This is a genomic window from Nostoc sp. (assembly GCF_036919615.1).
Classification (GTDB): Bacteria; Cyanobacteriota; Cyanobacteriia; order Cyanobacteriales; family Nostocaceae; genus Nostoc.
This window is the reverse complement of sequence record NZ_JBALCN010000093.1, coordinates 1-20820: the sequence shown is the minus strand read 5'-3', so window position 1 is coordinate 20820 and position 20820 is coordinate 1. Positions and strand designations below refer to the sequence as shown.

Genomic DNA, 20820 nt, shown 5'->3' with positions numbered 1-20820 from the left:
CTAACTTGTTAAAGTTTGCCAACTTCCGGAAAGCGATTCGCCAAATCAATGCCTTTTTTGACGTAGTTTTCTCCCTCTTCTGCTAATTTATCCAGCGAGTCAAAGCCAAAGCGTTGAGCATCTCGCAAGGTTTTCACAGCTAGCAAAAGACGACCAGAAAAAACTAGCGCCCAGCCAAATCCTTCATGGCTCAAATCAATCACAACTTGGGATATCAAACCTGTTTCCTGTTCAATCCCAGCAGCTACAGCTCGAAAAAATGCCATAATCCGAGCTTGAGTTATCGGATCAACTTCGCCCTCAATGGAGATTTCCCGTTTCTTTTGTTTGGTGACAATAAAGGGTTTTAGAATTAACTCATCCGACCAACTACGATAAACTCCATAACTGTCTTGACCACGGATTTGTTTAATTAATACCTTAAGGAAAGGTGAGTTCAAGACTTCAGTTGTAGCAGTTCCATTAACACTATTATTTGTGGTCATACTGTTGCTTCATTTTCAACTTCATCGGCAAAATTTGTGGGTTTTTGCTGTAAAGCTTTACGCAACCAAGGTGGAGGATTCCCTTTGAGGGTTTTTACTAGCTTATTTAGCACTTGACTAATTTCGTCTTCTTCCGATCGCGCCTTCACTGGGGTGACACCTTTCTTAATTAGCCGAGCCGCAGCGCTCCCACCAATTGCTAAAACATAAATAATTGTGCAGTCAGCTAATGCTTCAATTTTTGGTGCGAGTTTACCCTCATTATTCTCCTCTTTGATTTCATAATCAAATTTGAGAGCTTCTACAAAATGATATCCGTCATTTGAAATTTCATAAACATCAATTTGTTCTGACCCTCCAAAGTGAGTATTAATATGAACTCCATCACTTGTCGTAAAGGCAATCTTCATCGTGGTTTGTCCTTTGTCAGTTGTTAATTGTCAATTGTTAGTTGTCAGTTGCTAATGACTAGTGACTACTGACGAATGACTATTGTACAGACGCAATTAATCATTGTACAGATGCGATTAATCGCGTCTCTACTAATGATTCTTCTTGTTCTAAAAACAAGTTGCCGATGCCATACACAAGTTCCATCGTGCCTCGATAGCCAACCTTGGTAAATTGACCATTACCTAAGCGGTCATAAATGGGCAATCCTTGACGATAAAGAGGAATTGAGAGCCGTTTAGCGATCGCATTTACATTCGAGTTACCAATCAGCAAATCAGAACCGTCTACCAGGCTCTCAAAGTCTTCCAAATCACCAATTGTCACGCTTTTAACCGGGAGTTTTTCCAACAGAGGCGATCGCGTTGTTGTCACTGCCGCATGAATTTGCGCTCCCATCGATTGCAGGAAATGCACTGTTGACCACAGCAAATCAGGTTCAAGTGCTAGGGAAACTCGTTTTGCACCGAAGTAAAAGTGAGTGTCCAACATCGCATCTTGCAACTGACGGCGTTGGCGGCGATATTTTTTGGGTACGGTGTTACCACTCAGAATCGCTAATGCTTGTAGAAACTCATCTACAGGTTCTAATCCAGTCAGTTCGCCAAACACCTCATAAGGTGTGCCAAACCGTTTTGACAAAATTTTAGCCGCATCTCGCATACTTTCACCCAATGCCAGGGTGAAAGCAGAACTACCTACTTCTCGTAGCTGTTTTAAGGTAGTCCCACTGACTGTAACCGCGCTATAAGTATCCTCTAAGTGTCCATCTAGAGAAGCGCCAAGGTCAGGTACAAAGATTGGCACTAGTCCAAAGGCTGTGACTATCTCTTTGATTTCTTGTACATCCCCAGGTGTAAAGGCTGAACCAGCTAAAATCGTGACTTGTTCAGTTCTGACTCCACCTGGTTGAGGAATTTCCTTAACTATGCTTTCCACAGCAACAGCAAAGCCATCTTGTAACGCACCTTTAAAATCTGGGGTGGGTGCAAAAATGATCGCTAAATCATTCAATTCTGGGTGGCGATCGCGGATTGCTTTGAGAAAACCCTCGATGTCATCCCCTCTGGTTTCAGTTAATCCCGTGGTGCATAAACCAATAATTTCCGGGTTAGCCTTTTCCACCAGAGTTAGAATTGCTTGTTCCACATTCTCTTCGCCACCCAAGATAGTAGTGACTTCCGTCATCGCTGTTGTAGCCAGGGGAATCGCTTCCCGAAAATGTCGCACCAGCACAACTTTAGCGAAAGCAGTACAACCTTGAGAACCGTGGAATAAAGGCATCGTCCCTTTCAATCCCAAAAATGCTAAGGTTGCACCCAAAGCTTGACTTTGCTTGAGGGGATTGACTGTCAGTGATTTGTTAGAAACAGTGACGATCGCCATTACAATACCTCCTCATTTCACAGGGCGGACTTTCTCATTCCCTGGCTCTGCCGGGGAATGCTAACAGTGAGGCTCCGCCTCATCTGCTTTAAAAAGAAGGCAGAACCTTCCGGAATGCGTTCCCAGGCAAAGCCTGGGAGCGGGGTACAGCCACCATTAAACTGCCTCCTCGTCCCAAGGAGCGGGCTTACGTATTTGCTCCCAAATTGGGCTATACAGAGCTTCATACAGTTCCCGCGCCATCTCAATCATCCCTACATAACCTGCATAGGGATGGTGACGTTCTTGGTTGATATCAAGGAAAGGAATTCGAGCTTTCAGAGCGGTGTATTGGTTGCGACCACCAGCAATCAGCATATCTGCACGAGTGTCTTTAACCACTTGTAGCAATTCTTTAGCGTTGCCCTTCTCCAACATGATGCCATCGTTGCCAAGCAACTTCTTGATTTTGGCTTTATCTTCCTCAGTACTTTTTCTAGTACTGGTAGCAACAACTTCAATCCCCAAGTCCTTAGCCGCCGAGATAATCGACCAACTCTTGACACCACCAGTATACAATACGACCCGCTTATCTTTGAGTCGAGCGCGATAGGGAGCCAGTGCCAAATCTAGAGCAGCCGTTTCTTCTGCAATTAGCTTTTCTGTACGCTTTTGTAAATCAGCGTCGCCTAATTTAGCAGCGATATTTCGCAGACAACGATTCATATCATCGATGCCGTAGAAAGACTCTTCAATGTAAGGGATGTTGTAACGCTCCTCCATCTTTCTCGCCATGTTGAGCAACGCTCGTGAGCAGATCATGACGTTGAGCTTGGCACGGTGGGCGTAGCGAATTTCATTGTAGCGAGCATCGCCCGTAATCTTAGATAAAATACGGATGCCTAATTTTTCTAACAGTGGTGTTACTCCCCACATTTCCCCGGCGATATTGTATTCACCGATTAAGTTAATATCATAGGGCGTTGTCTGTTCCGGTTCTGCTGTGCCGACAACATATTCCAACAAAGATTCACCACCAAAACGGTTGCCGAGATTTTTACTGCCAATGAATCCTGGTGCAATGACGGGAATAACAGGAGTACCGATTTTTTCAGCTGCCGCTTTGCAGACAGCATCAATATCATCACCAATTAGGGCAGTAACACAGGTAGCGTAAACGAATACTGCTGCTGGTTGGTAACGCTCTTTGAGTTCCAGAATCGCTTTATAGAGCTTCTTTTCGCCACCGAAGATGACATCATTTTCACCCAAGTCAGTGGTAAAGCCCATTTTGTAGAGTTGAGGGCCAGAAGAAAGACTACCACGACTGCCCCAGGAATTACCAGCACAGGCGATCGGCCCGTGGACTAAATGAGCAGCATCTGCGATCGGCACTAGGGCAATCATTGCACCATCAAAGGCGCAGCCCCCTTGAGCTGCGCCAGGTTGTGCCTGTTGGGCGCATGACTTGTTTTTCTTTTCGGATTGTTTGTGCTCATTATGCTCGCATCCTGTCTCAGTGAGCAGCTCGTTGATTTTGCCTTGGGTGATTTTCATCTCTCTTTTCGTGTTCGATGGAAGTTTTCTTTGCCATTTGTCATATGAATAACTAATGACCAATGACTAATAATTAGCAAATGTATTTTTTGACATCCTCTCCACATATATCGGCGAGGTAAGATAGAGCACGGAAACGCAATCCTACAAATTCGTCATATAAAGGATTGAGTTTACACAGTGCTGGGATATCAAAAGACCGCCCAAATAATTTAATTTGTTGCTCAAAGGGACAACAACAAGGAATTGTTTGGCAAATTAGATGAGCGATGCGATTATTTGTAACCTCAATTCCATCCACTACACGGCGCAACGGATTGAGAAGATTGTTAAACTTCCCTGGTTTTTTATAGTTAGGTGGATGGTAATTAGGATGAGGATGAGTATGTTCGTGAGTGTGATTGATGGTTTCCATTTATAAATACCTTGGGTAAATGCTAGAAAGAAAAAGGCGGAAATAATTCATAATTACGAATTACGAATTACGAATTACGAATTATTTTCCGCCCTTAATTAACACGTTGTGTTTCTACGCAATTTCTAACGAATCAAGTCGTAGGAAATATCTGTCTTAGAAGGAATGTTGGTGTTGCGATCAATTTCTTCAAACAGGGTATTTACAGTCCAGTTGAGGAGGTTGATTATACCTTGGTAACCAATGGTGGCGTAGCGGTGTAAGTGGTGACGATCCATGATCGGGTAGCCGATTCTCACGAGGGGAATCTTGGTATCGCGCCACAGGTACTTACCGTAGGTGTTACCAACAAGGAAGTCTACAGGTTCAGTGAACATCAGAGAACGCATGTGCCACAGGTCTTTACCAGGCCAAAGAGTTGCATTCTTACCGAAGGGGCTAGAAGCGAGCAGTTCTTTCATTTCTGCTTCAAATACATCGTTGCTGTTGTGAACCAAGATATGCACAGGTTCAGCACCCATTTCTAGCATAAAGCCAACTACGCAGTATACTAAATCTGGTTCACCGTAGATAGCAAAGCGCTTGCCGTGAATCCATGAGTGGGAGTCAGTCATGGCATCAACTGCCCGACCGCGTTCAGTTTCCAATTCTTCGGGAATGGGTAGACCACTCAGTTCGCTGAGTTTCATCAAGAACTCATCAGTACCCTTAATACCCCAAGGACGGCACACTGCGGTTGGTTGCTTCCACTCTTTTTCAATGTACTCGCGGGTTTTGAGGGTAGAGTGTGCTTGCAGAGCGATCGTAGCTTTAGCATTAATTGAATCTGCTGCATCTTCTAGCTTTGTCGCAGTTGGATACATATCGAACTCACCTGTGTTTGGTGAATCCAGATAGTCGCTGTTGTCAGCTAGAAGGGTGTAGTCTAAGCCAAACAAGGAAGCAATCCGCTTGATTTCGCGATTGTTGCCTACGTAGGTGTCAAAACCTGGGATGAAGTTGATCTTACCATTGCTGGTTTCTTTCTTATGACCTGCTGTCAGGTTAGAAAGAATTCCCTTCATCATGTTGTCGTAACCAGTGATATGGGAGCCAACAAAGCTAGGGGTGTGAGCGTAGGGTACTGGGAAATCTTGAGGAACTGAACCAGCTTCCTTAGCGTTGTTGATGAAAGACTGCAAGTCATCACCAATTACTTCTGCCATACAGGTGGTGCAGACAGCAATCATTTTGGGCTTGTAGAGTTGGTAAGAGTTTGCCAACCCGTCAATCATGTTTTGCAGACCACCAAACACGGCTGCATCTTCAGTCATTGAAGAAGACACACCAGAGAATGGTTCTTTGTAGTGGCGGGTTAAGTGGGTGCGGAAGTAAGCAACGCAACCTTGAGAACCTTGAACAAAAGGTAGAGTACCTTCAAAACCAACAGCAGCAAAGATTGCTCCTAATGGTTGGCAGCCTTTAGCAGGGTTAACGGTTAAAGCTTCACGAGCGAAGTTCTTTTCACGATAATCCCAACCCTTCGTCCATTCTGCAACCCGTTCTACTTCTTCAGCTTCGTGACCATTTTCAAACTGCTTTTTGTTTTGAAATAGCTGTTTGTACTCCGGTTGGTGGAATAACTCTACGTGGTCTTGAATTTTTTCTGGATTCTGAGGCATTTCTGGATCTCCAAGCTTACTGAATTCTTTACTTATCGAGGAATGAGGATTTGAGGCGGTAGAGACGCGATTAATGCGGTACAGACGCGATTAATCGCGTCTCTACTAGGAATTGGGAATATGATTCAAAATTCAAAATGCAAAAACCAAAATTAATTTTCATTTTTAATTTTGAATTTTGGATTCCCAACTCCCCGCTGGGGTTTTAGCCCCAGGTTATTCCTACTTATCTCTCTATTCCATTTCCCTAGACGGCAGCTTTAGCTTCAACTTTAGCTACAGCTTCAGCTTTAGCTACAGCCTTCTTAGCATTAGCTTTTTCATTCCAAGGAGCGCCAATCAATCCCCAGGTTGGGCTGTTGAGTGCCAAGTCCATGTCGCGAGCGAAGATGGCAAAGCCATCGTAACCGTGATAAGGGCCGGAGTAATCCTTTTTGTGGTTCAATTCTTTTCAACAGCCTAATGTTTGCAGTAAGCAATGTCTGTGCTAAACATTGTTCATTGATAACACATTTATTTTTAGGCTAAATATAGGCTAAAAATATAGCGATGCATCATCAGGTTCAGGACTCACGCATCATCTAAATGTTGTCCTGAGCCAGGGTGTTTGTGTTCATCTCTGCAATCACAGCAACAAAGAGCGCATGATCAGAACGAAAGTACTACTGGAATTAGAGAAAGTTAATCTGCGTTTGAAGTCTGCAAAAGCAAAGGTGACAATTAGAGAATCGAATGGAAGTTTGCAGTTACGGGCGACGTTACCAATTAAACCAGGAGACAAAGATAGCAGCGGTACTGGAAAAAAGCAATACAATCTCAGCTTGAATATTCCTGCTAACTTGGATGGACTCAAGACAGCTGAGGAAGAAGCTTATGAATTAGGGAAGTTAATCGCTCGTAAAACTTTTGAATGGAATGATAAATATTTAGGAAATGAGGCAATTAGAAAAGATTTTAAAACCATAGGAGAATTACTCGAACAATTTGAAGAAGAGTATTTTAAAACTCATCAACGAACTACCAAAAGCGAACATACTTTTTTTTATTACTTTTCTCGAACTAAACGATTTACTAATGCTAAAGATTTAGCGATCGCAGAAAATCTCATAAGTTCAATTGAACAAATCGATAAGGAATGGGCTAAATATAATGCAGCTAGAGCCATAGCTGCATTTTGCTTGACATTTAACATCGAAATCAATTTATCTAAGTATTCCAAAATACCAGAGAATAATTCCCGAAATATACCGAGCGATGCGGAAATAGCTGAGGGAATCCTCAAGTTTGAAAATTATATTAATAGCAGAGGTAATCAAGTTAATCAAAACCTTCAAGATAGCTGGCAGCTTTGGCGTTGGACGTATGGAATGTTAGCAGTTTTTGGTTTACGGCCACGAGAACTTTTTATTAATCCTGATATTGATTGGTGGTTAAGTCAAGAAAATGCAGATTTGACATGGAAAGTTCATAAAGATTGTAAGACTGGGGAAAGAGAAGCATTACCATTATATAGGCAATGGATTTCGGACTTTGATTTGAGAAATCCTAAATATTTAGAGATGTTGGGGAGTGCGATCGCTAAAAAAGATAACACTAATCATGCGGAGATAACGGCGTTAACACAGCGAGTTAGTTGGTGGTTTCGCAAAATAGGATTGGATTTTAAACCCTATGATTTACGCCACGCTTGGGCAATTCGGGCACATATTTTGGGGATACCAATTAAAGCGGCGGCGGATAATTTGGGACATAGTGTGCAAGTTCACACGCAAACTTATCAGCGTTGGTTTTCGCTAGATATGCGGAAGTTGGCGATTAATCAGGCTTTGAATAAGAGGAATGAAGTTGAGTTGATTAGGGAGGAAAATGCTAATTTGAGGATGGAGAATGATAAATTGAGATTGGAGATTGAGAAGTTGAAAATGGAAATGGTTTATAAACAAAGTTAAATTTACTGATAAATTATACTAATTTTAGATAATTTGCTATGATTTAGGGGATAAAAATCATTGTTAATCACTAAATTGATGCAAAAATTATAATTTTATTGCCAGATTACTGCAAAAGTTAAAATGAACCAAAGAGTCCAATTCAATTATTTGTGGAAGGATGTTAGCAATCAAATGCTAGAAAAGTAATACTTCATAATTTCAAAAGTCATAAATTTACGGAACTTAATTTTGATAGTTCTAGATTACATGCGCTTGTGGGAAAAAACAGCGCTGGTAAAACAACCGTATTACAAGCCTTACATAATCTCAGTAGGCTTGCTGCTTCACCATTTAAAAGTATTTTCCAATATGAAAGATCACCTCAATTCATTACAACTATTGGGGAAAAAAATATTTCTGTTACTGCAAGTGGTTTTTGGGGATATACCAATCGGCAGAATTGGCAAGCTTCCTATAGTTGGAAGCAGGAAAACAATGATTTTTGGCATCCAACAGCATCATGGAACATAGATAGAAAACCTGGAGAATTGGGAGGATGGTCAACTTCTTTAAGTGAATCTCCATCTCCAATTCCTCAATCTCTGAGATATGCTGTTTACCTGAAGTTAGTTGAAAGTAATCTTGCTAAAGCAGCTTACAGTGAAGAAATTACGCCGAGGGTTGAGTTTGACGGTTCAGGATTAGCACCCACTTTAGATTTTTTGCGTAATGAAATTTTACTATTATTAGCAAAGTTGTTATACTACTATGTAGTATAAGTTTGACTAATCTATGTTTGTATGAAAATTGAACGTAAAATTTACAGAGACGGCAATTTACACCCTGAGGTATTTAATTGTTTAAAACTTCTTCCTGAGAGCCTTACCTATCATAAAGATCATACAGAACGGCATCCGTTCTCAATTTACAGTTTTTCAATACAGAGAGTAATGCTGGCTTTCAAAGCAGTTATAGATGAAGTAGATCAGGTTTATACAGCCTTGTTTGATGCTATTGGGCATCTAGACTATCGATTGAATAAGCTGCCTGATATACAAAAGGAATTACTACATGCTCTGCAATCTCATATTGATGATTGCTACCGTATTATTAAAATTCTTCATCCATCTATTCAAGTTCAGGAAAAATATGTAGAGAGTTGGCTGGAAAAGGTTAATCACCCCGCGTATAAGGAGCTTCGGAATGCAATCAATGACTACAGAGAATCATTTGCCCCTATTGTTAATAAGATAAAACACAGTGGCGGCCAATTACGTTCCATAATGATGTACTCAAGAGGACGTGGCGTTGTTGCACGTACTGTAGAGAAAAATATTCAATTCTTCCCTCCAAATGCTCGCATCGTCGGGTATTTCCTTGAAGGAATGCAACCTAATGGGCGCATAGGACCTGATTATGAAATTCATCATGATGGTAAAACTGCTATTTCCTTGAATCGTGACTTACGTTATCATTTTGCAAACCTATACCGGATTGGTCATCATTTGAGGAATGCCATTGCCAGAACTGTCCGTCACTTTCATGCAATAAAATTGCCTTGTCCTATCGCTGTTACCTTTACAACTGGTCAATATGACATAGAGTCAATTGCAGAACGAGTTAGTAAGCTGCCACCTCTGTTCTTTGAGAACGAGTTCTCTAAGGCAACTCCAGATATTAACTTCTACCGTAATAGTGGGAGCGCAGCGTTGACTCTGGAGACTCCTGGATCTCCTTATATAACTTGGTATGGGGAAGTAATGATCTATTTTGAAATACAAACAGATGGTGTTTCCACAGAATATCAAGTTCCCTACAGGTAGTACGAGCGCACCCCTCCCAAAGCATACGTTGTCACAAAGCACAACACATTCAACCCAGGCTGATTTACTTAAAAACAACGCTGCGATAAATTTCCGTCATCGATAATGCGATGAGTATCACGCAGCAAAGAGCTAAAATAGGTCAAAATGTTCCCACCGATGCAGCTGTATTTGAGCGTTCTTCCAGGTATGGGTACGATTTCTCCATCTCGATATTCGCTGCGTCCTTCCGCTTTTTCTGCGATCGCACGATATTCATCCAAGCTGTAGCGGCGCGAGATGGTAGAAATCATAGGTCGTAGGCGTTGGCGTAGCCCGCCAGAGGCATCGCATTGGCCATAAGACAACAATATTATTTTGTCACAGATTTGGTTGTGAGGTGATATCGTGCTGCGATGATTGATTTGGTGCATTGGGCTGCGCGACAACTGACCCTATAAGCTGGTTTTGAATTCATAAATCAAGTTTTGAACTTCTAAATCGAGTTTTGAACTTCTAAATCGAGTTTTGAACTTCTAAATCAAGTTTTGAACTTCTAAATCGAGTTTTGAACTTCTAAATCAAGTTTTGAACTTCTAAATCGAGTTTTGAACTTCTAAATCGAGTTTTGAACTTCTAAACCTATTAATCTCAACAAATTTCAGCAAATATACCTGCATTTATCTTGTGTACCATGCTCTAAAAGTTCTGTAGCTTTACTCAGGCTAGTGCATCCGTTTATTGCGTACTTTATGGTATATAAAGAATTCAGTGTAAAACACTATCAGAGTTCTCTATATTAAATTAATCCAAAAAGGAAAACTTTATGGCGCAACGGAGACGAAACTCGTTTGCACTGACTAAAGCTGAACGACGCATTGAAGGATTGCAGACGATTAACCTTGACTTAGACTTTGGCAATGGGTTGTCAATAACTACTTATAATACCATGATTCATGAGTTACGAGAGAAACTAGCTGCCCATAATCAAACACGAACAATGATGGATAAGACGCAGAATGCATTAGAAGAAGCAGAACGTGGGTTGAATACTTATTCTGAGCAGATGCTGCTGAGTGTTGCATCTCGCTATGGCAAAAATAGTGATGAGTACGGGATGGCTGGTGGAACACGCAAGTCAGATTATCGACGGAAAGCACGCGTGGTAGTTAACCAAATGATCAAGCTTGCGGAGTGATTGTCTAAATAAACATTGATTTGGCTCAATACAAGTAAGCTGTTACGCTTTGTTTAAGGTGAGGAGAAGAGCGAGGCTTTACTACAAGCGGCTTTTCTTCTCTACCAGAGGCTATATCCCTACTATCTGTTGAAGTGTTAGAGGTTATCTATTTACAATCTGCCCTTGAGAGTTTGGGCGACGCCGAATAGCCCGTCGTAGATATCGCTTTTTTCTACATTAATGGTTGTGAATTAATAAATATATTATATAGAAAGCCTGTTTGTGATGATTACTCACAAACAGACTTGACTTCTTCTAGACTTCTAATTAAGGTTGCTCCCAAAGCTCACGGATACGATCAGGGAGCAAGCCAGCAATTTCCTGAATCCGCTCTTGGGAAAGTTGGTCTTTGGTGGCAGAAAACACCGCTTTAACTGCTTGCTCTACCTCGACTGTTCCTGGGAGTCCTCCTTCATTAGCAACCCGCCTGAGAAATAAATCGGAATCAATTCCAAGGGGAGCCGGGCCTGTCAAAGGTTGACGGATTCGACTTAAAAATTTCACAATGGGATTGGTGTCTTTCCAGAGGTCAGACACTTCAAACTGGAGTGCTTTTTCATCAGTAGGTATAGCCTCTGTATGCAGTTCTGCCTCGACGCGATCGCTGGCTTCTGTGGTCATTACGTCGCGCATAACGCGAAACACAACTTCGGTAAAGTCTCTGGCATCATAGGGGTCTGCAAATCCGGCTTTGACCTGGACTTTTTCTAGAAACGAGCGATGTTCGTCGGGGATTACAGTTCGAGAATCTTCAATCTCCGTTGGGTCAACTTCTGGAACGTTTGTCGTAAATGATTCATCAGGCATTGTTTTTTCTTGTGCTTCTTAATATTGAGTGTTTATGTTTACTTTTATTAAGGTTGCACAAATCAAAAACCCTTAGTATCATCCAGAAGTTTGAGATGTCATCTATTCAAAAGTTAGAAATTCATCTGATCTGCTTATAGCAGCAAAGTCATGCTTAAGGGTAAATGATTTCCCTTCATTTAGTAGAGCAATACTCCTGGTGTTTTTGCCCGTAGTAGACATCGCCCATCTGTATCAAAAAACAGTCAGAATAGATAAGTTGGTATAAAATCAGCCGAAACAAAGATGGTAGAAACGACAAACATCGAAATTAACACCACAAAAGTTAAAGTACCTAACAATGGCTTAGAAATCGATGCTTACTTAGCTCAACCAGTACAAAAGGGAACCTTTGGTGCAGTTATAATTTTTCCAGAAATTTTTGGAATCAACAGTAATATTCGAGATATTACTGAACTAATAGCTAAACAAGGTTATGTAGTAATAGCACCCTCACTGTATCAACGTATTGCTCCCGATTTTCAGGCTGACTTTAGCCCAGAAGATGTTGGCTATAGCCCAGAAAGCTATCGGCTTGGCTTGCAATACTATCAACAAGTAAAATATCAGGAAATACTCAGCGATATTCAAGCTGCGATTACCTATCTAAAAACTTTACCCAATGTCAAAGATGATGCGATCGGGGCTATTGGTTTCTGTTTTGGCGGTCATGTTGCTTACATAGCTGCAACTTTACCCGATATCAAAGCAACAGCTTCGTTCTATGGTGGTGGGATTACTACTGCTAGTTATGGTGAAGACACTCCAACCATTAATCGTACCTCAGAAATTAAAGGTACTATTTATGCATTTTTTGGTACAAGAGATGCATTCATTTCACAAGAGGAAAACAAGCAAATTGAGGCAGAATTAAAGAAACATAACATAAATCATCGTGTATTCCGATACGACGCCGGACACGGATTCTTCGCTGGATTCTTCAAAGACCAATACCCATTCTTAGAGCAGAACCCAAGTTATAATCCCGAAGCTGCTCCTGATGCTTGGAAGCATGTTCTAGAACTGTTTCAAAATAACTTGTGATCTGATTTCAGGCTAATCAACCTTCCTTCAAAAATGTTCGTAGTCAGGACTTCAGTGCTGTTGTCCTGGCTTAAGCTGCAAAGAAGCGATTAGAGGTTTGCGCTCGATATGCCAGTAACGCTTCATAATTGTGTCATAATCTACTGCGCCTTGATCGTAGGTTTCAATCACCTGATTTATCTGCATAGGTTCCTTAACAAATAGGACTACTGATTTTAACTATCTTTTGAATTGGATAATATATTAATATTTAGATTTCAGATTATGTAATAAAATTTAGATAAATTGACCAAATAATTCGTAACTATTAATTATGAATTAATAATTAATTCCTTGAGTCCCAAGCCCCTTAATTTATTAATAAAAATAAATAAATAGTTATCATTATTCAAACTCCCATCTTCCCTACGGGACGCGTAAGCGTTCAGGTGTGGGGTAATAATTACGTTAGCGCAGCGGGGCGAAGCCCATTACGAATTAGAAATTACGAATGATTTTGACTTTTGTCTTGTGGTACTAGTATTAAGTTAAACCACTTCATGAACCTTTAGCTGGAGAGGAACCTGAATGATAAACTCTGTTCCTTCTCCAGCAGTTGAGAAGCACTCCAGTTTGCCGCCATGTTTTTCTGTGATAATTTGGTAGCTGATTGACATACCCATTCCGGTTCCTTTGCCAATGGGTTTGGTGGTGAAAAAGGGATCGAATATTCGTTGCTGAAATTCTTTGGAAATACCGACTCCGTTATCAGCGATCGCCACTTCTAACCACGTTGAATTAACTACTGATGTGCGAATCTTAATTCGACTAGGATTGTCCTGGATCTCTTGATAGGTACGCTTGGCATTATTTTCTTCTAAGGCATCAATCGCATTTACTAAAATATTCATAAACACCTGGTTGAGTTGTCCAGCATAGCATTCTACTAGGGGTGCAGTGCCGTAGTCTTTGCTCACCTCAATTTCCGGTTGTTCTGGTTTAGCTTTGAGGCGATGTTGCAAAATCATCAAGGTACTGTCGATGCCTTCATGAATATCGACGCTTTTAAATTCTGCTTCGTCGATGCGGGAGAAGTTCCGCAGCGACAGGACAATTTGGCGAATGCGATCGGTGCCGACTTTCATGGAAGACAACATTTTTGGTAAGTCTGACTGCAAAAACTCCAGATCCATGTCTTCAGCAGCAGTTTGAATTTCAGGGGTAGGGTTGGAATCATACTGCTGATACAACTGCACAAATGCTAATAAATCCTGGGTATATTCCTGCACATAGACAAGGTTGCCATGAATAAAGTTGACTGGATTATTAATTTCGTGTGCGACTCCAGCAACTAGTTGTCCCAGACTAGACATTTTTTCACTTTGAATAACTTGAGCTTGAGTGCGCTGCAATTCCCCTAATGCATTTTTGAGTTCAGTGGTGCGATTTTCTACCCGATCTTCTAGTTCTTCCTTGCTTTTCTCTAAGGCAGTAAACGATTCGTGCAGTTGTCCTGCCATGTGGTTAAAAGAGTTGGAAAGGGTATTAAGTTCTCGAATAACGCTAGTTTTTACTCTGTGATCTAAATTGCCAGATGCCATTGCCTCACTTGCCCAATTTAGGCGCAGAATCGGGCGTACAATCCAATGGGAGGTAAACACGCCCATCACCGAGGCAAAGACCAATGCACCAAAACAAAGTGCGATCGTAGTGCGCGTGTTGGCGTTAATTTGCTCCATAAATGTGTTTTCTGGCACAGTCACTACCATCAGCCAATTCAAGCCATACTTGTCACGCCAAGGTAAAACATCGACAAAATGCCGTTTTCCTTGCATCTCAAATTGAAAATCTGTGTCTTGGGTCATAGACCCAAACCCGGAGATTTGGAGGTGTTTGGCAATGTTCTGTATAATTGGGTCAGAACTGTCGATCGCCCGCAATCGCCGGATTTCTTGATTAACGAGGACAAAAGGCTTCTCTGTACCAGAACTGGCGATTAATGTGCCATCCCGCTCTAAAAGGAACACCTGCCCAGACTTACTAATATTTAAACTGCGTAAAAAATCGCTGAGTTTCAGCAGGTGAATATCCGTTGCAATCATTCCCAGCAAGCGATTTTGCGAATCATAGATCGGACGACTGGCAGAGGCGGTAATGTAGGGGCCCGTTGGAAAATTTGCAGTATAAATCTTTCCCCAAATAGGTTTACCAGCGGTGATGGGTTGGGTATACCAAGATTCACTAAAATTGTTCCAATCCCATCGAGTATTGACCTGAGTTCGATTACCTTGATTATCTGTGGCATAGGTGGAAATATTATTGGGAGGCTTGGCAGTCCAATCATCAATCGTGATTGTCTTGCCATCATAACGAGCGGCTCCCAGCCCCTCACCCGTTGTTAATCCAATACCAATATAAGTCAAGTCATAAGCTTGCATCTGATCCCAGAAATACTTGCCAAGGGTTTTGCGATCGCGCACATCTAAAATTCCCCTGCGGATGGCATTTGCATTGATTTGATTAAGGGTTTGCGGAATGGAAAGATAAGACTTCAGGTGTTCATCCACCACATCCCTGGTACGATCTATCAACTGTTCTGCTAGGTCGTTAACTGCTCTTTGTCCATTTTTAAAGGACAAATAACCCACTAAACTGACTGCTCCAAAAATTTGGATAACGAAGGGAACAACAAGAACAATCTGTAATGGGAACGCTTTACCTTTGCTGGGATATTGAGTCTTCATTGCTGGAAACTGGAAGTTGTGCTAATTTGATTTACTTTTATAGTTCCCAAGATGCCTACATACTCACCTTTGTTTAAATTTTTTTGTCAGTACCTTATGCAAATTTAGTGCAATCGCATTTACTTAAGAGGTTCCACAAACTGGTTTCTTCGCCGCTGATTTTGCCTTAACTTGTAAGGTGCGTTGTCGCAAAGCACGATAATATCACTTTGCATCTATGCAATTATTTGGGCTTGACAAAATTTTGAGTAATATAGTGCTTCTCAATTGAGTTGAATACAGACCTAACCCCCAACCCCTTCCCTACGAGGGAAGGGGAGTAAGATTTAAAAGAGAGGTCAGCCCCAACTCTTCTCTACGAGAGGCTGCACCAAGGAGACGCTGTTCGCGTTCGGGGAAGTCAAAAGTCAAAATTAATAATCCCCATAAATAAATTTAGGGGCTTGTATCATGAGTCTTTTTTGGTCAAAGTGTATTGCATACAAAGGAAAAGCGCTATAGGACACATCCTAAGTTGTCGCTGCTGCTTTATTTCCATTCTTGCTTTCCATACTGGCAACGAACTTAGGTTGCTCATCACTGGGGGTTGGCGACTCCCCTCGCAGTCCCTTACGGCGCTGGTTCTTAGGAACTCCTCCCGCCATGCCGTACTCTACACTGCTTTTGCCATATCGAGTCCCAACTGCCATTAGCATATGCTCTGTCATATCTCCTAACTCATCTTCTGTTTCCAGCATTTCACGGTACAATTTATCTAAGCTGGAAAGGGCACTGTTATATGCATTTTCTTTAGTTCGCATCGTTTCGATTAGGGTTGAGAAAGCAGGTAAGGTGAGTTTATTGCCTAAATCTAAACTCGGATCAATAGAGTTTATGCTAGCCGCACGACGCACTGCTTTCTCTAACACTAAGGAAGTTCTTTTTCTACGAGCCATGAGCTACACCTTGTAATATAGTACGGTTAATATTCTTTACCTTATAAAATTTCCGTATAGATTAGCCTGAGAGAATTCCGGCAAATCTGCAATGGTTTTTGCTACAAGCGCGCTCGCTGTCATGAATGCACGAACTACTGAAATGAGAAAGCAAACTGGGGTTTGAGAAAGTAAAAGCTGATTTTGCTTGCGGAAAACACCAAAATGAGAAAGCAAAAACACTATAGCAAAGCCTCAAAAAACAATCTCTTGTGGATTAAAGAAACGCTTGAACTAATTGGCAAAATTAAGCTTAAGATTCTTTACATTAAAAAACTTCTGTCTCAATTAAGGTAATATATGGGCAATTTCCGTAACCTAAACAATAAAAAAGATTACGCATGTCAGAAATTAAGAATAAAGTCGTTTTAATTACGGGTGCAAGCAGTGGCATCGGTGAAGCTAGCGCCCGCTTACTCGCTAGCAGAGGCGCACATGTCGTATTAGGTGCGCGTCGCACCGATCGCCTCGAAACTCTTGTGACGGCAATTGGCAACGAGGGCGGTTCAGCGCACTATAAGCAATTGGATGTCACGCAATGCAATGACATGGAGGAATTTGTCGGATTCGCTCAAAAGACGTTTGGTCGCATCGACGTAATTGTGAACAATGCAGGCGTCATGCCGCTTTCAAAACTGGAAGCCCTCAAGGTTGACGAATGGAATCGGATGATCGACGTAAACATTCGAGGTGTCCTGCATGGTATTGCTGCTGGATTGCCAATTATGAAAGAACAGGGATTTGGTCAGTTCATCAACATATCATCAATTGGTGGACATGCAGTAAGTCCCACCGCAGCCGTTTACTGTGCTACGAAGTTTGCAGTGGGTGCTATTTCCGAGGGACTGCGCCAAGAAGTCAGCGACATCCGGGTGACAGTGATTTCCCCTGGAGTAACGGAATCTGAACTGGCGGATAGTATTTCGGATAGCGAGGCGCGTCGGGGGATGCAGGATTTCCGGAAGATTGCTATTCCACCAGAGGCTATTGCTAGAGCGATCGCATTTGCGATCGAACAACCTAACGACGTTGATGTTAGCGAAATCATTGTGCGCCCCACCGCCAGCCCTTATTGATTTAAAGGATTGGATACTAGGTTCTTTAAAGAAAACTTATTTCATTTGCGATCGCCGGAGAATCAGCAAATTATGTTACGCTGTCAGAGCTATTTGCCAGATGATGAATAGACCTAAATTCCGAAAATTAAAACCATCTAATGCAGCTTTCTCTTTTTACTGATTCCATACATCCAGCTCTTGCACCAACAAATCTTACAAGCTCACGTCATCCTGTTCACAGATGGGTAAATTTCATCGCTGGATATTCACCTGAGTTCGTCTCAGCATGTATCTGAGAAGCTGGTTTATCTTCGGGAGATACAATTTTAGATCCGCAATGAAGATGAGTTTGTCTCGATGCTAGAATTGCATGAGTATGCTGCCAGCATAAACGTGTATTTAGTATTTAATGGTGTCACTTCGTTTGAAATAAATGGAAAGCAAAAATCAAATCATGCTAGATGAAGCAACTTTTGAACAGGAGGTTAGCGACCTGAAACGTAAAACTGATAGATAGCAACTAACTGGCTCGACAAATTTCTTGGCTCGATTGCCGATGAATCTACTTTTATTGAAAATTGTATTTTTTGATGGATGATTGCGGTTAAATAGCAGTATTTATAAGCTGCTAGATTATGATAAATTATGGATACTTTTTAAATCAGAAGAAATGTCTACAAAACTTATTCGATTAGATGATGGAACTCTTGTAGAAGTTGAAGTACCGGAGGAGCAGGCTCGGCAAATTTCGGGAGGATTTGCCGATAAAGTTGACGCAACCTTCGATAAAATCAAGCCAATTTTAGTCAAAACTTGCAAGCCTATTGCTGCTGCTTGGAAAGAGATCAATCAAGAAATGAATATTGAGCAAGCTGAAGTTCAAATAGGATTGAGCTTTGAAGGAGAAGGAAATCTGTATATTACAAAGTCCAAAGCAAGTGCTAATTTGACAATTAAGTTAGTTCTTAAACCAAATAGTGACGGAAACTTACAGGGTTAAGCTGAATGAGTTTTAATGCAGACAAATCGATTTTTTTATTAACAAGTAAGAACTCCGAAAATGAGAGTTTTGGTACTGGATTTGTAATTAAACAGGATTCACAGTCAACCTACATATTAACCTGCGCTCATGTAATAAGAGATGTAGGCGGAATCGATCAAGTAGAGGTTGGTACCTATTCAGTTAACATCGTCGCTCAAAGTCAAGATGGTTACGCTGATGATCTAGCTGTACTCAAAATCGACGCAGTCTTAGGTAACTCCATCCTCCCATTGGGAATATTTGGTAAAACTGGTTCAAGCTTTATGATATTTGGTTGCTGGTTGTATGACAAACGCAGCAAACAGTATAGGCTAGAACAAATCAAGGGATTTTTAGGAAAGCCAGTAAAGCTAAAATCAAGACATCAAGCAGGTTTTATTGATGCTTGGCAGCTAAAGATTGATGATGAGTCTACTTTACAGCCAGGTTTTAGTGGCTCACCCGTAATAGATAGCAAAAGTTATACCGTCATAGGCATTGTTAGTCATCTAGAAGGACAAGGACGTTCTGGTCAAGCAATATCCTTAGCTAGTTTAAAGAGGATTTGGGCAGAACTGCCGCCCGATTTGTTTAGGGAAAAATTATACGATTTATTAGCAGTTCGTGAGCTAATTAAAGCTGTCTTTATCGACGAAAAGCAATTTTCGTCATTTCTTACTAAGAATTTTGCATCTATTTCAAAAGAAACAATACCTTTTTTATTAAAGGTTCAACTATTGATTGATTATTGCCATTACCATAATCAGATAAGCGAATTGTTGAACCATATAAAAGTTATTTCTTCCAGTAAATATCGTAAATACATACCTTCAATAAATCAAGAATCTAATAGCTTTAGTTCCTACAGCCAGTCATCGAACATTTGCAAGTGCTTCCGTGGATTTATATTTAGAAGCAAGCAGGCAAAAGCTACAATACAAGTTAGGAGCCAATGTGAAATTGAACTTGTATTTGAAGACCTTTCCAAGTTTAAACCTGAAGTGAGAGAAGCAGCAATTGGAGCCTTGGCTGGTGTATTAAATATTTCTCGTGAAGAAATCAAGATTATAGAAATAAGAAAAGGTAGCGTAAAGCTTCGGATTGAAATACCTTCGACTGCCCTAGATCGTCTTATAGAACTCTACGAAACTAATCGAGCAATGATGCGCGATCTTGGAATTGTCTACTTAACTGAAATATTTGATGAGCATTTTGATGTAAGCAATATTCGATCACTCCTTAATGGCGGGTTCACTCGTGAGGAATTGCTTACTCTCTGCTATGACAACTTCAGGCCAGTTTCCGAACAGATTGACTCAAATACAGGAAAAACTGAAATTATTGATCGACTTTTAGAGTACATACGCCAGCAAATGCTGGTCTCTGATCTTCTAGATTTGGCTAGAGAGAGCAAGCCTGAAGCATATAATAAGTTTGGCTCATACTATAAAGTGCCTAGAAGACCATCTAGAGAGCGAGGACAACGCTCACCTTCACGTCAGTTAACTAGATGGGAAATTATATTAGCTGTTTTTTTGGGAGCAGGTGTAACAATTCTTGGAATTCTGGCCCTTTTATTTGTAGATATTATTGTGAGAAGTTTTGATTCTACAGGCATTCTATCGTTAATTGTTTGGTTAGGTTTTTTACCTCTAGGTGATTTTGTTGGAAGTGTAGTTCTAAGAGTTTTAAGGGATAGACGTGGAGAGCAAACGGGTCGTCTAGCTGTAATCTCTTATCTGATTGGTTGTGTAGCATTACCAGTCGGATTGTTCTCGATCATATTCTTGCTCATACTTATACTAGCAATTATCAATGCCCCCATAGACCCAATTGGATCATTGCAATTGATAGGACAGTTTATTATTACTACTTTACAAGTTGTTTTAAGATTTCTAAATCCTTTAAATAATTTATCTACGCCTATTGGAATTGCTGGAGGCAGTTATTTTGCATACCAACGTGCTAAATGAACAATGCATAATACAGGTAAGCAATCACGGCATCACAAAGCGTTAGTGTGGACGGAGCAGAGGTTATCGCTAGGAGTTGAAGGTTACTTGCCGCCACACAATTTCACCGTTAAGGCAAATTAAGGGGATCGCATCCCTCCTGTAATATGCGTCTTGCAACAACGCACCCTACTAACTAGTAACTTACAGCAATTTGATATCAAAACTGCCACAAAAGTCATAAACTTAAAAGATGTAAAAAAGAAGATTATTAAGAAATGGCAGCATATTCAATC

General features: G+C 41.0%; 17 protein-coding genes and 3 pseudogenes. 8 read left to right on the top strand and 12 right to left on the bottom strand.

The annotated features are described in order from the left end of the window. Positions 1-8: 8 nt before the first annotated feature. The 7 genes and pseudogenes from V7K48_RS26290 to V7K48_RS26260 all read right to left on the bottom strand — a co-directional run. Complete coding sequence (locus tag V7K48_RS26290) at positions 9-485, bottom strand: NifX-associated nitrogen fixation protein (protein ID WP_334970814.1); 477 nt, start codon at positions 483-485, stop codon at positions 9-11. Further along, positions 482-895, bottom strand: a complete 414-nt coding sequence (gene nifX, locus V7K48_RS26285) for a nitrogen fixation protein NifX (RefSeq protein ID WP_335076841.1) — start codon at positions 893-895, stop codon at positions 482-484. Before nifX ends, V7K48_RS26290 begins: the two co-directional genes overlap by 4 nt. 100 nt (positions 896-995) lie before the next feature. Beyond that, positions 996-2321: a nitrogenase iron-molybdenum cofactor biosynthesis protein NifN gene (gene nifN / locus V7K48_RS26280; RefSeq protein ID WP_335076839.1), complete on the bottom strand. Its 1326-nt coding sequence runs from the start codon at positions 2319-2321 to the stop codon at positions 996-998. 156 nt (positions 2322-2477) lie between these two features. Beyond that, positions 2478-3857 carry a nitrogenase iron-molybdenum cofactor biosynthesis protein NifE gene (gene nifE / locus V7K48_RS26275; RefSeq protein ID WP_334970820.1) on the bottom strand — a complete coding sequence of 460 codons (1380 nt, stop codon included), beginning with the start codon at positions 3855-3857 and terminating at the stop codon, positions 2478-2480. A 73-nt stretch (positions 3858-3930) separates the two neighbouring features. After that, positions 3931-4272, bottom strand: coding sequence for a Mo-dependent nitrogenase C-terminal domain-containing protein (locus V7K48_RS26270; protein ID WP_335076837.1), 342 nt, complete (start codon positions 4270-4272; stop codon positions 3931-3933). 125 nt (positions 4273-4397) lie between these two features. After that, positions 4398-5933 (bottom strand): nitrogenase molybdenum-iron protein subunit beta, encoded by a 1536-nt coding sequence (gene nifK, locus V7K48_RS26265; RefSeq protein WP_335076835.1) that lies wholly within the window; start codon positions 5931-5933, stop codon positions 4398-4400. Positions 5934-6180: 247 nt separating this feature from the next. Beyond that, positions 6181-6372: pseudogene (locus V7K48_RS26260) on the bottom strand (hypothetical protein); the annotation flags it as partial. A 168-nt stretch (positions 6373-6540) separates the two neighbouring features. Here V7K48_RS26260 and V7K48_RS26255 point away from each other — a divergent pair. The 3 genes and pseudogenes from V7K48_RS26255 to V7K48_RS26245 form a co-directional block, all read left to right on the top strand. Then, positions 6541-7882, top strand: a pseudogene (locus tag V7K48_RS26255) (site-specific integrase); the annotation flags it as partial. 188 nt (positions 7883-8070) lie between these two features. Next, complete coding sequence (locus tag V7K48_RS26250) at positions 8071-8643, top strand: AAA family ATPase (RefSeq protein WP_335077158.1); 573 nt, start codon at positions 8071-8073, stop codon at positions 8641-8643. A gap of 21 nt (positions 8644-8664) precedes the next feature. Further along, positions 8665-9687 carry a hypothetical protein gene (locus V7K48_RS26245; RefSeq protein ID WP_335076833.1) on the top strand — a complete coding sequence of 341 codons (1023 nt, stop codon included), beginning with the start codon at positions 8665-8667 and terminating at the stop codon, positions 9685-9687. A gap of 113 nt (positions 9688-9800) precedes the next feature. Here V7K48_RS26245 and V7K48_RS26240 read toward each other — a convergent pair. Continuing rightward, positions 9801-9980 (bottom strand): annotated as a pseudogene (locus V7K48_RS26240) (Uma2 family endonuclease); the annotation flags it as partial. A gap of 512 nt (positions 9981-10492) precedes the next feature. Here V7K48_RS26240 and V7K48_RS26235 point away from each other — a divergent pair. Beyond that, the gene (locus tag V7K48_RS26235; protein WP_335076832.1) at positions 10493-10864 is read left to right on the top strand and encodes a hypothetical protein; all 372 of its coding nucleotides are present in this window, start codon (positions 10493-10495) and stop codon (positions 10862-10864) included. A 309-nt stretch (positions 10865-11173) separates the two neighbouring features. On the opposite strand, the gene V7K48_RS26230 is transcribed toward V7K48_RS26235, so the two are convergent. After that, positions 11174-11713, bottom strand: coding sequence for a DUF2267 domain-containing protein (locus tag V7K48_RS26230; RefSeq protein WP_335076830.1), 540 nt, complete (start codon positions 11711-11713; stop codon positions 11174-11176). 285 nt (positions 11714-11998) lie between these two features. Here V7K48_RS26230 and V7K48_RS26225 point away from each other — a divergent pair, with 285 nt between their 5' ends. Continuing rightward, entirely contained in the window at positions 11999-12796 is a 798-nt protein-coding gene (locus V7K48_RS26225) for a dienelactone hydrolase family protein (RefSeq protein ID WP_335076828.1), read from the top strand. Between the two features lie 51 nt (positions 12797-12847). Here V7K48_RS26225 and V7K48_RS26220 read toward each other — a convergent pair whose 3' ends face one another. From V7K48_RS26220 to V7K48_RS26210, 3 genes are all read right to left on the bottom strand, one after another. Then, positions 12848-12982, bottom strand: a complete 135-nt coding sequence (locus V7K48_RS26220) for a hypothetical protein (protein WP_335076826.1) — start codon at positions 12980-12982, stop codon at positions 12848-12850. A 341-nt stretch (positions 12983-13323) separates the two neighbouring features. Beyond that, positions 13324-15519, bottom strand: coding sequence for a sensor histidine kinase (locus V7K48_RS26215; RefSeq protein WP_335076823.1), 2196 nt, complete (start codon positions 15517-15519; stop codon positions 13324-13326). Positions 15520-16028: 509 nt separating this feature from the next. After that, positions 16029-16454 (bottom strand): hypothetical protein, encoded by a 426-nt coding sequence (locus V7K48_RS26210; protein ID WP_335076821.1) that lies wholly within the window; start codon positions 16452-16454, stop codon positions 16029-16031. A gap of 380 nt (positions 16455-16834) precedes the next feature. Here V7K48_RS26210 and V7K48_RS26205 point away from each other — a divergent pair, with 380 nt between their 5' ends. The 3 genes from V7K48_RS26205 (at position 16835) to V7K48_RS26195 (ending at position 20545) form a co-directional block, all read left to right on the top strand. Continuing rightward, on the top strand, positions 16835-17569 hold the full coding sequence (locus tag V7K48_RS26205; protein ID WP_335076818.1) for an SDR family oxidoreductase: 735 nt from the start codon (positions 16835-16837) through the stop codon (positions 17567-17569). Positions 17570-18221: 652 nt separating this feature from the next. Continuing rightward, positions 18222-18551 carry a CU044_2847 family protein gene (locus tag V7K48_RS26200; protein WP_335076816.1) on the top strand — a complete coding sequence of 110 codons (330 nt, stop codon included), beginning with the start codon at positions 18222-18224 and terminating at the stop codon, positions 18549-18551. A gap of 5 nt (positions 18552-18556) precedes the next feature. Beyond that, the gene (locus V7K48_RS26195) at positions 18557-20545 is read left to right on the top strand and encodes a trypsin-like peptidase domain-containing protein (RefSeq protein WP_335076814.1); all 1989 of its coding nucleotides are present in this window, start codon (positions 18557-18559) and stop codon (positions 20543-20545) included. Positions 20546-20820: the final 275 nt, after the last annotated feature.

Coding starts and splice junctions, on each gene's coding strand:
- V7K48_RS26220 (WP_335076826.1), bottom strand. CDS start 12,982: ATGCAGATAAATCAGGTGATTGAAACCTACGATCAAGGCGCAGTAGAT.
- nifK (WP_335076835.1), bottom strand. CDS start 5,933: ATGCCTCAGAATCCAGAAAAAATTCAAGACCACGTAGAGTTATTCCAC.
- nifX (WP_335076841.1), bottom strand. CDS start 895: ATGAAGATTGCCTTTACGACAAGTGATGGAGTTCATATTAATACTCAC.
- V7K48_RS26290 (WP_334970814.1), bottom strand. CDS start 485: ATGACCACAAATAATAGTGTTAATGGAACTGCTACAACTGAAGTCTTG.
- V7K48_RS26200 (WP_335076816.1), top strand. CDS start 18,222: ATGTCTACAAAACTTATTCGATTAGATGATGGAACTCTTGTAGAAGTT.
- V7K48_RS26230 (WP_335076830.1), bottom strand. CDS start 11,713: ATGCCTGATGAATCATTTACGACAAACGTTCCAGAAGTTGACCCAACG.
- V7K48_RS26210 (WP_335076821.1), bottom strand. CDS start 16,454: ATGGCTCGTAGAAAAAGAACTTCCTTAGTGTTAGAGAAAGCAGTGCGT.
- V7K48_RS26235 (WP_335076832.1), top strand. CDS start 10,493: ATGGCGCAACGGAGACGAAACTCGTTTGCACTGACTAAAGCTGAACGA.
- V7K48_RS26195 (WP_335076814.1), top strand. CDS start 18,557: ATGAGTTTTAATGCAGACAAATCGATTTTTTTATTAACAAGTAAGAAC.
- V7K48_RS26245 (WP_335076833.1), top strand. CDS start 8,665: ATGAAAATTGAACGTAAAATTTACAGAGACGGCAATTTACACCCTGAG.
- nifN (WP_335076839.1), bottom strand. CDS start 2,321: ATGGCGATCGTCACTGTTTCTAACAAATCACTGACAGTCAATCCCCTC.
- V7K48_RS26270 (WP_335076837.1), bottom strand. CDS start 4,272: ATGGAAACCATCAATCACACTCACGAACATACTCATCCTCATCCTAAT.
- nifE (WP_334970820.1), bottom strand. CDS start 3,857: ATGAAAATCACCCAAGGCAAAATCAACGAGCTGCTCACTGAGACAGGA.
- V7K48_RS26215 (WP_335076823.1), bottom strand. CDS start 15,519: ATGAAGACTCAATATCCCAGCAAAGGTAAAGCGTTCCCATTACAGATT.
- V7K48_RS26225 (WP_335076828.1), top strand. CDS start 11,999: ATGGTAGAAACGACAAACATCGAAATTAACACCACAAAAGTTAAAGTA.
- V7K48_RS26205 (WP_335076818.1), top strand. CDS start 16,835: ATGTCAGAAATTAAGAATAAAGTCGTTTTAATTACGGGTGCAAGCAGT.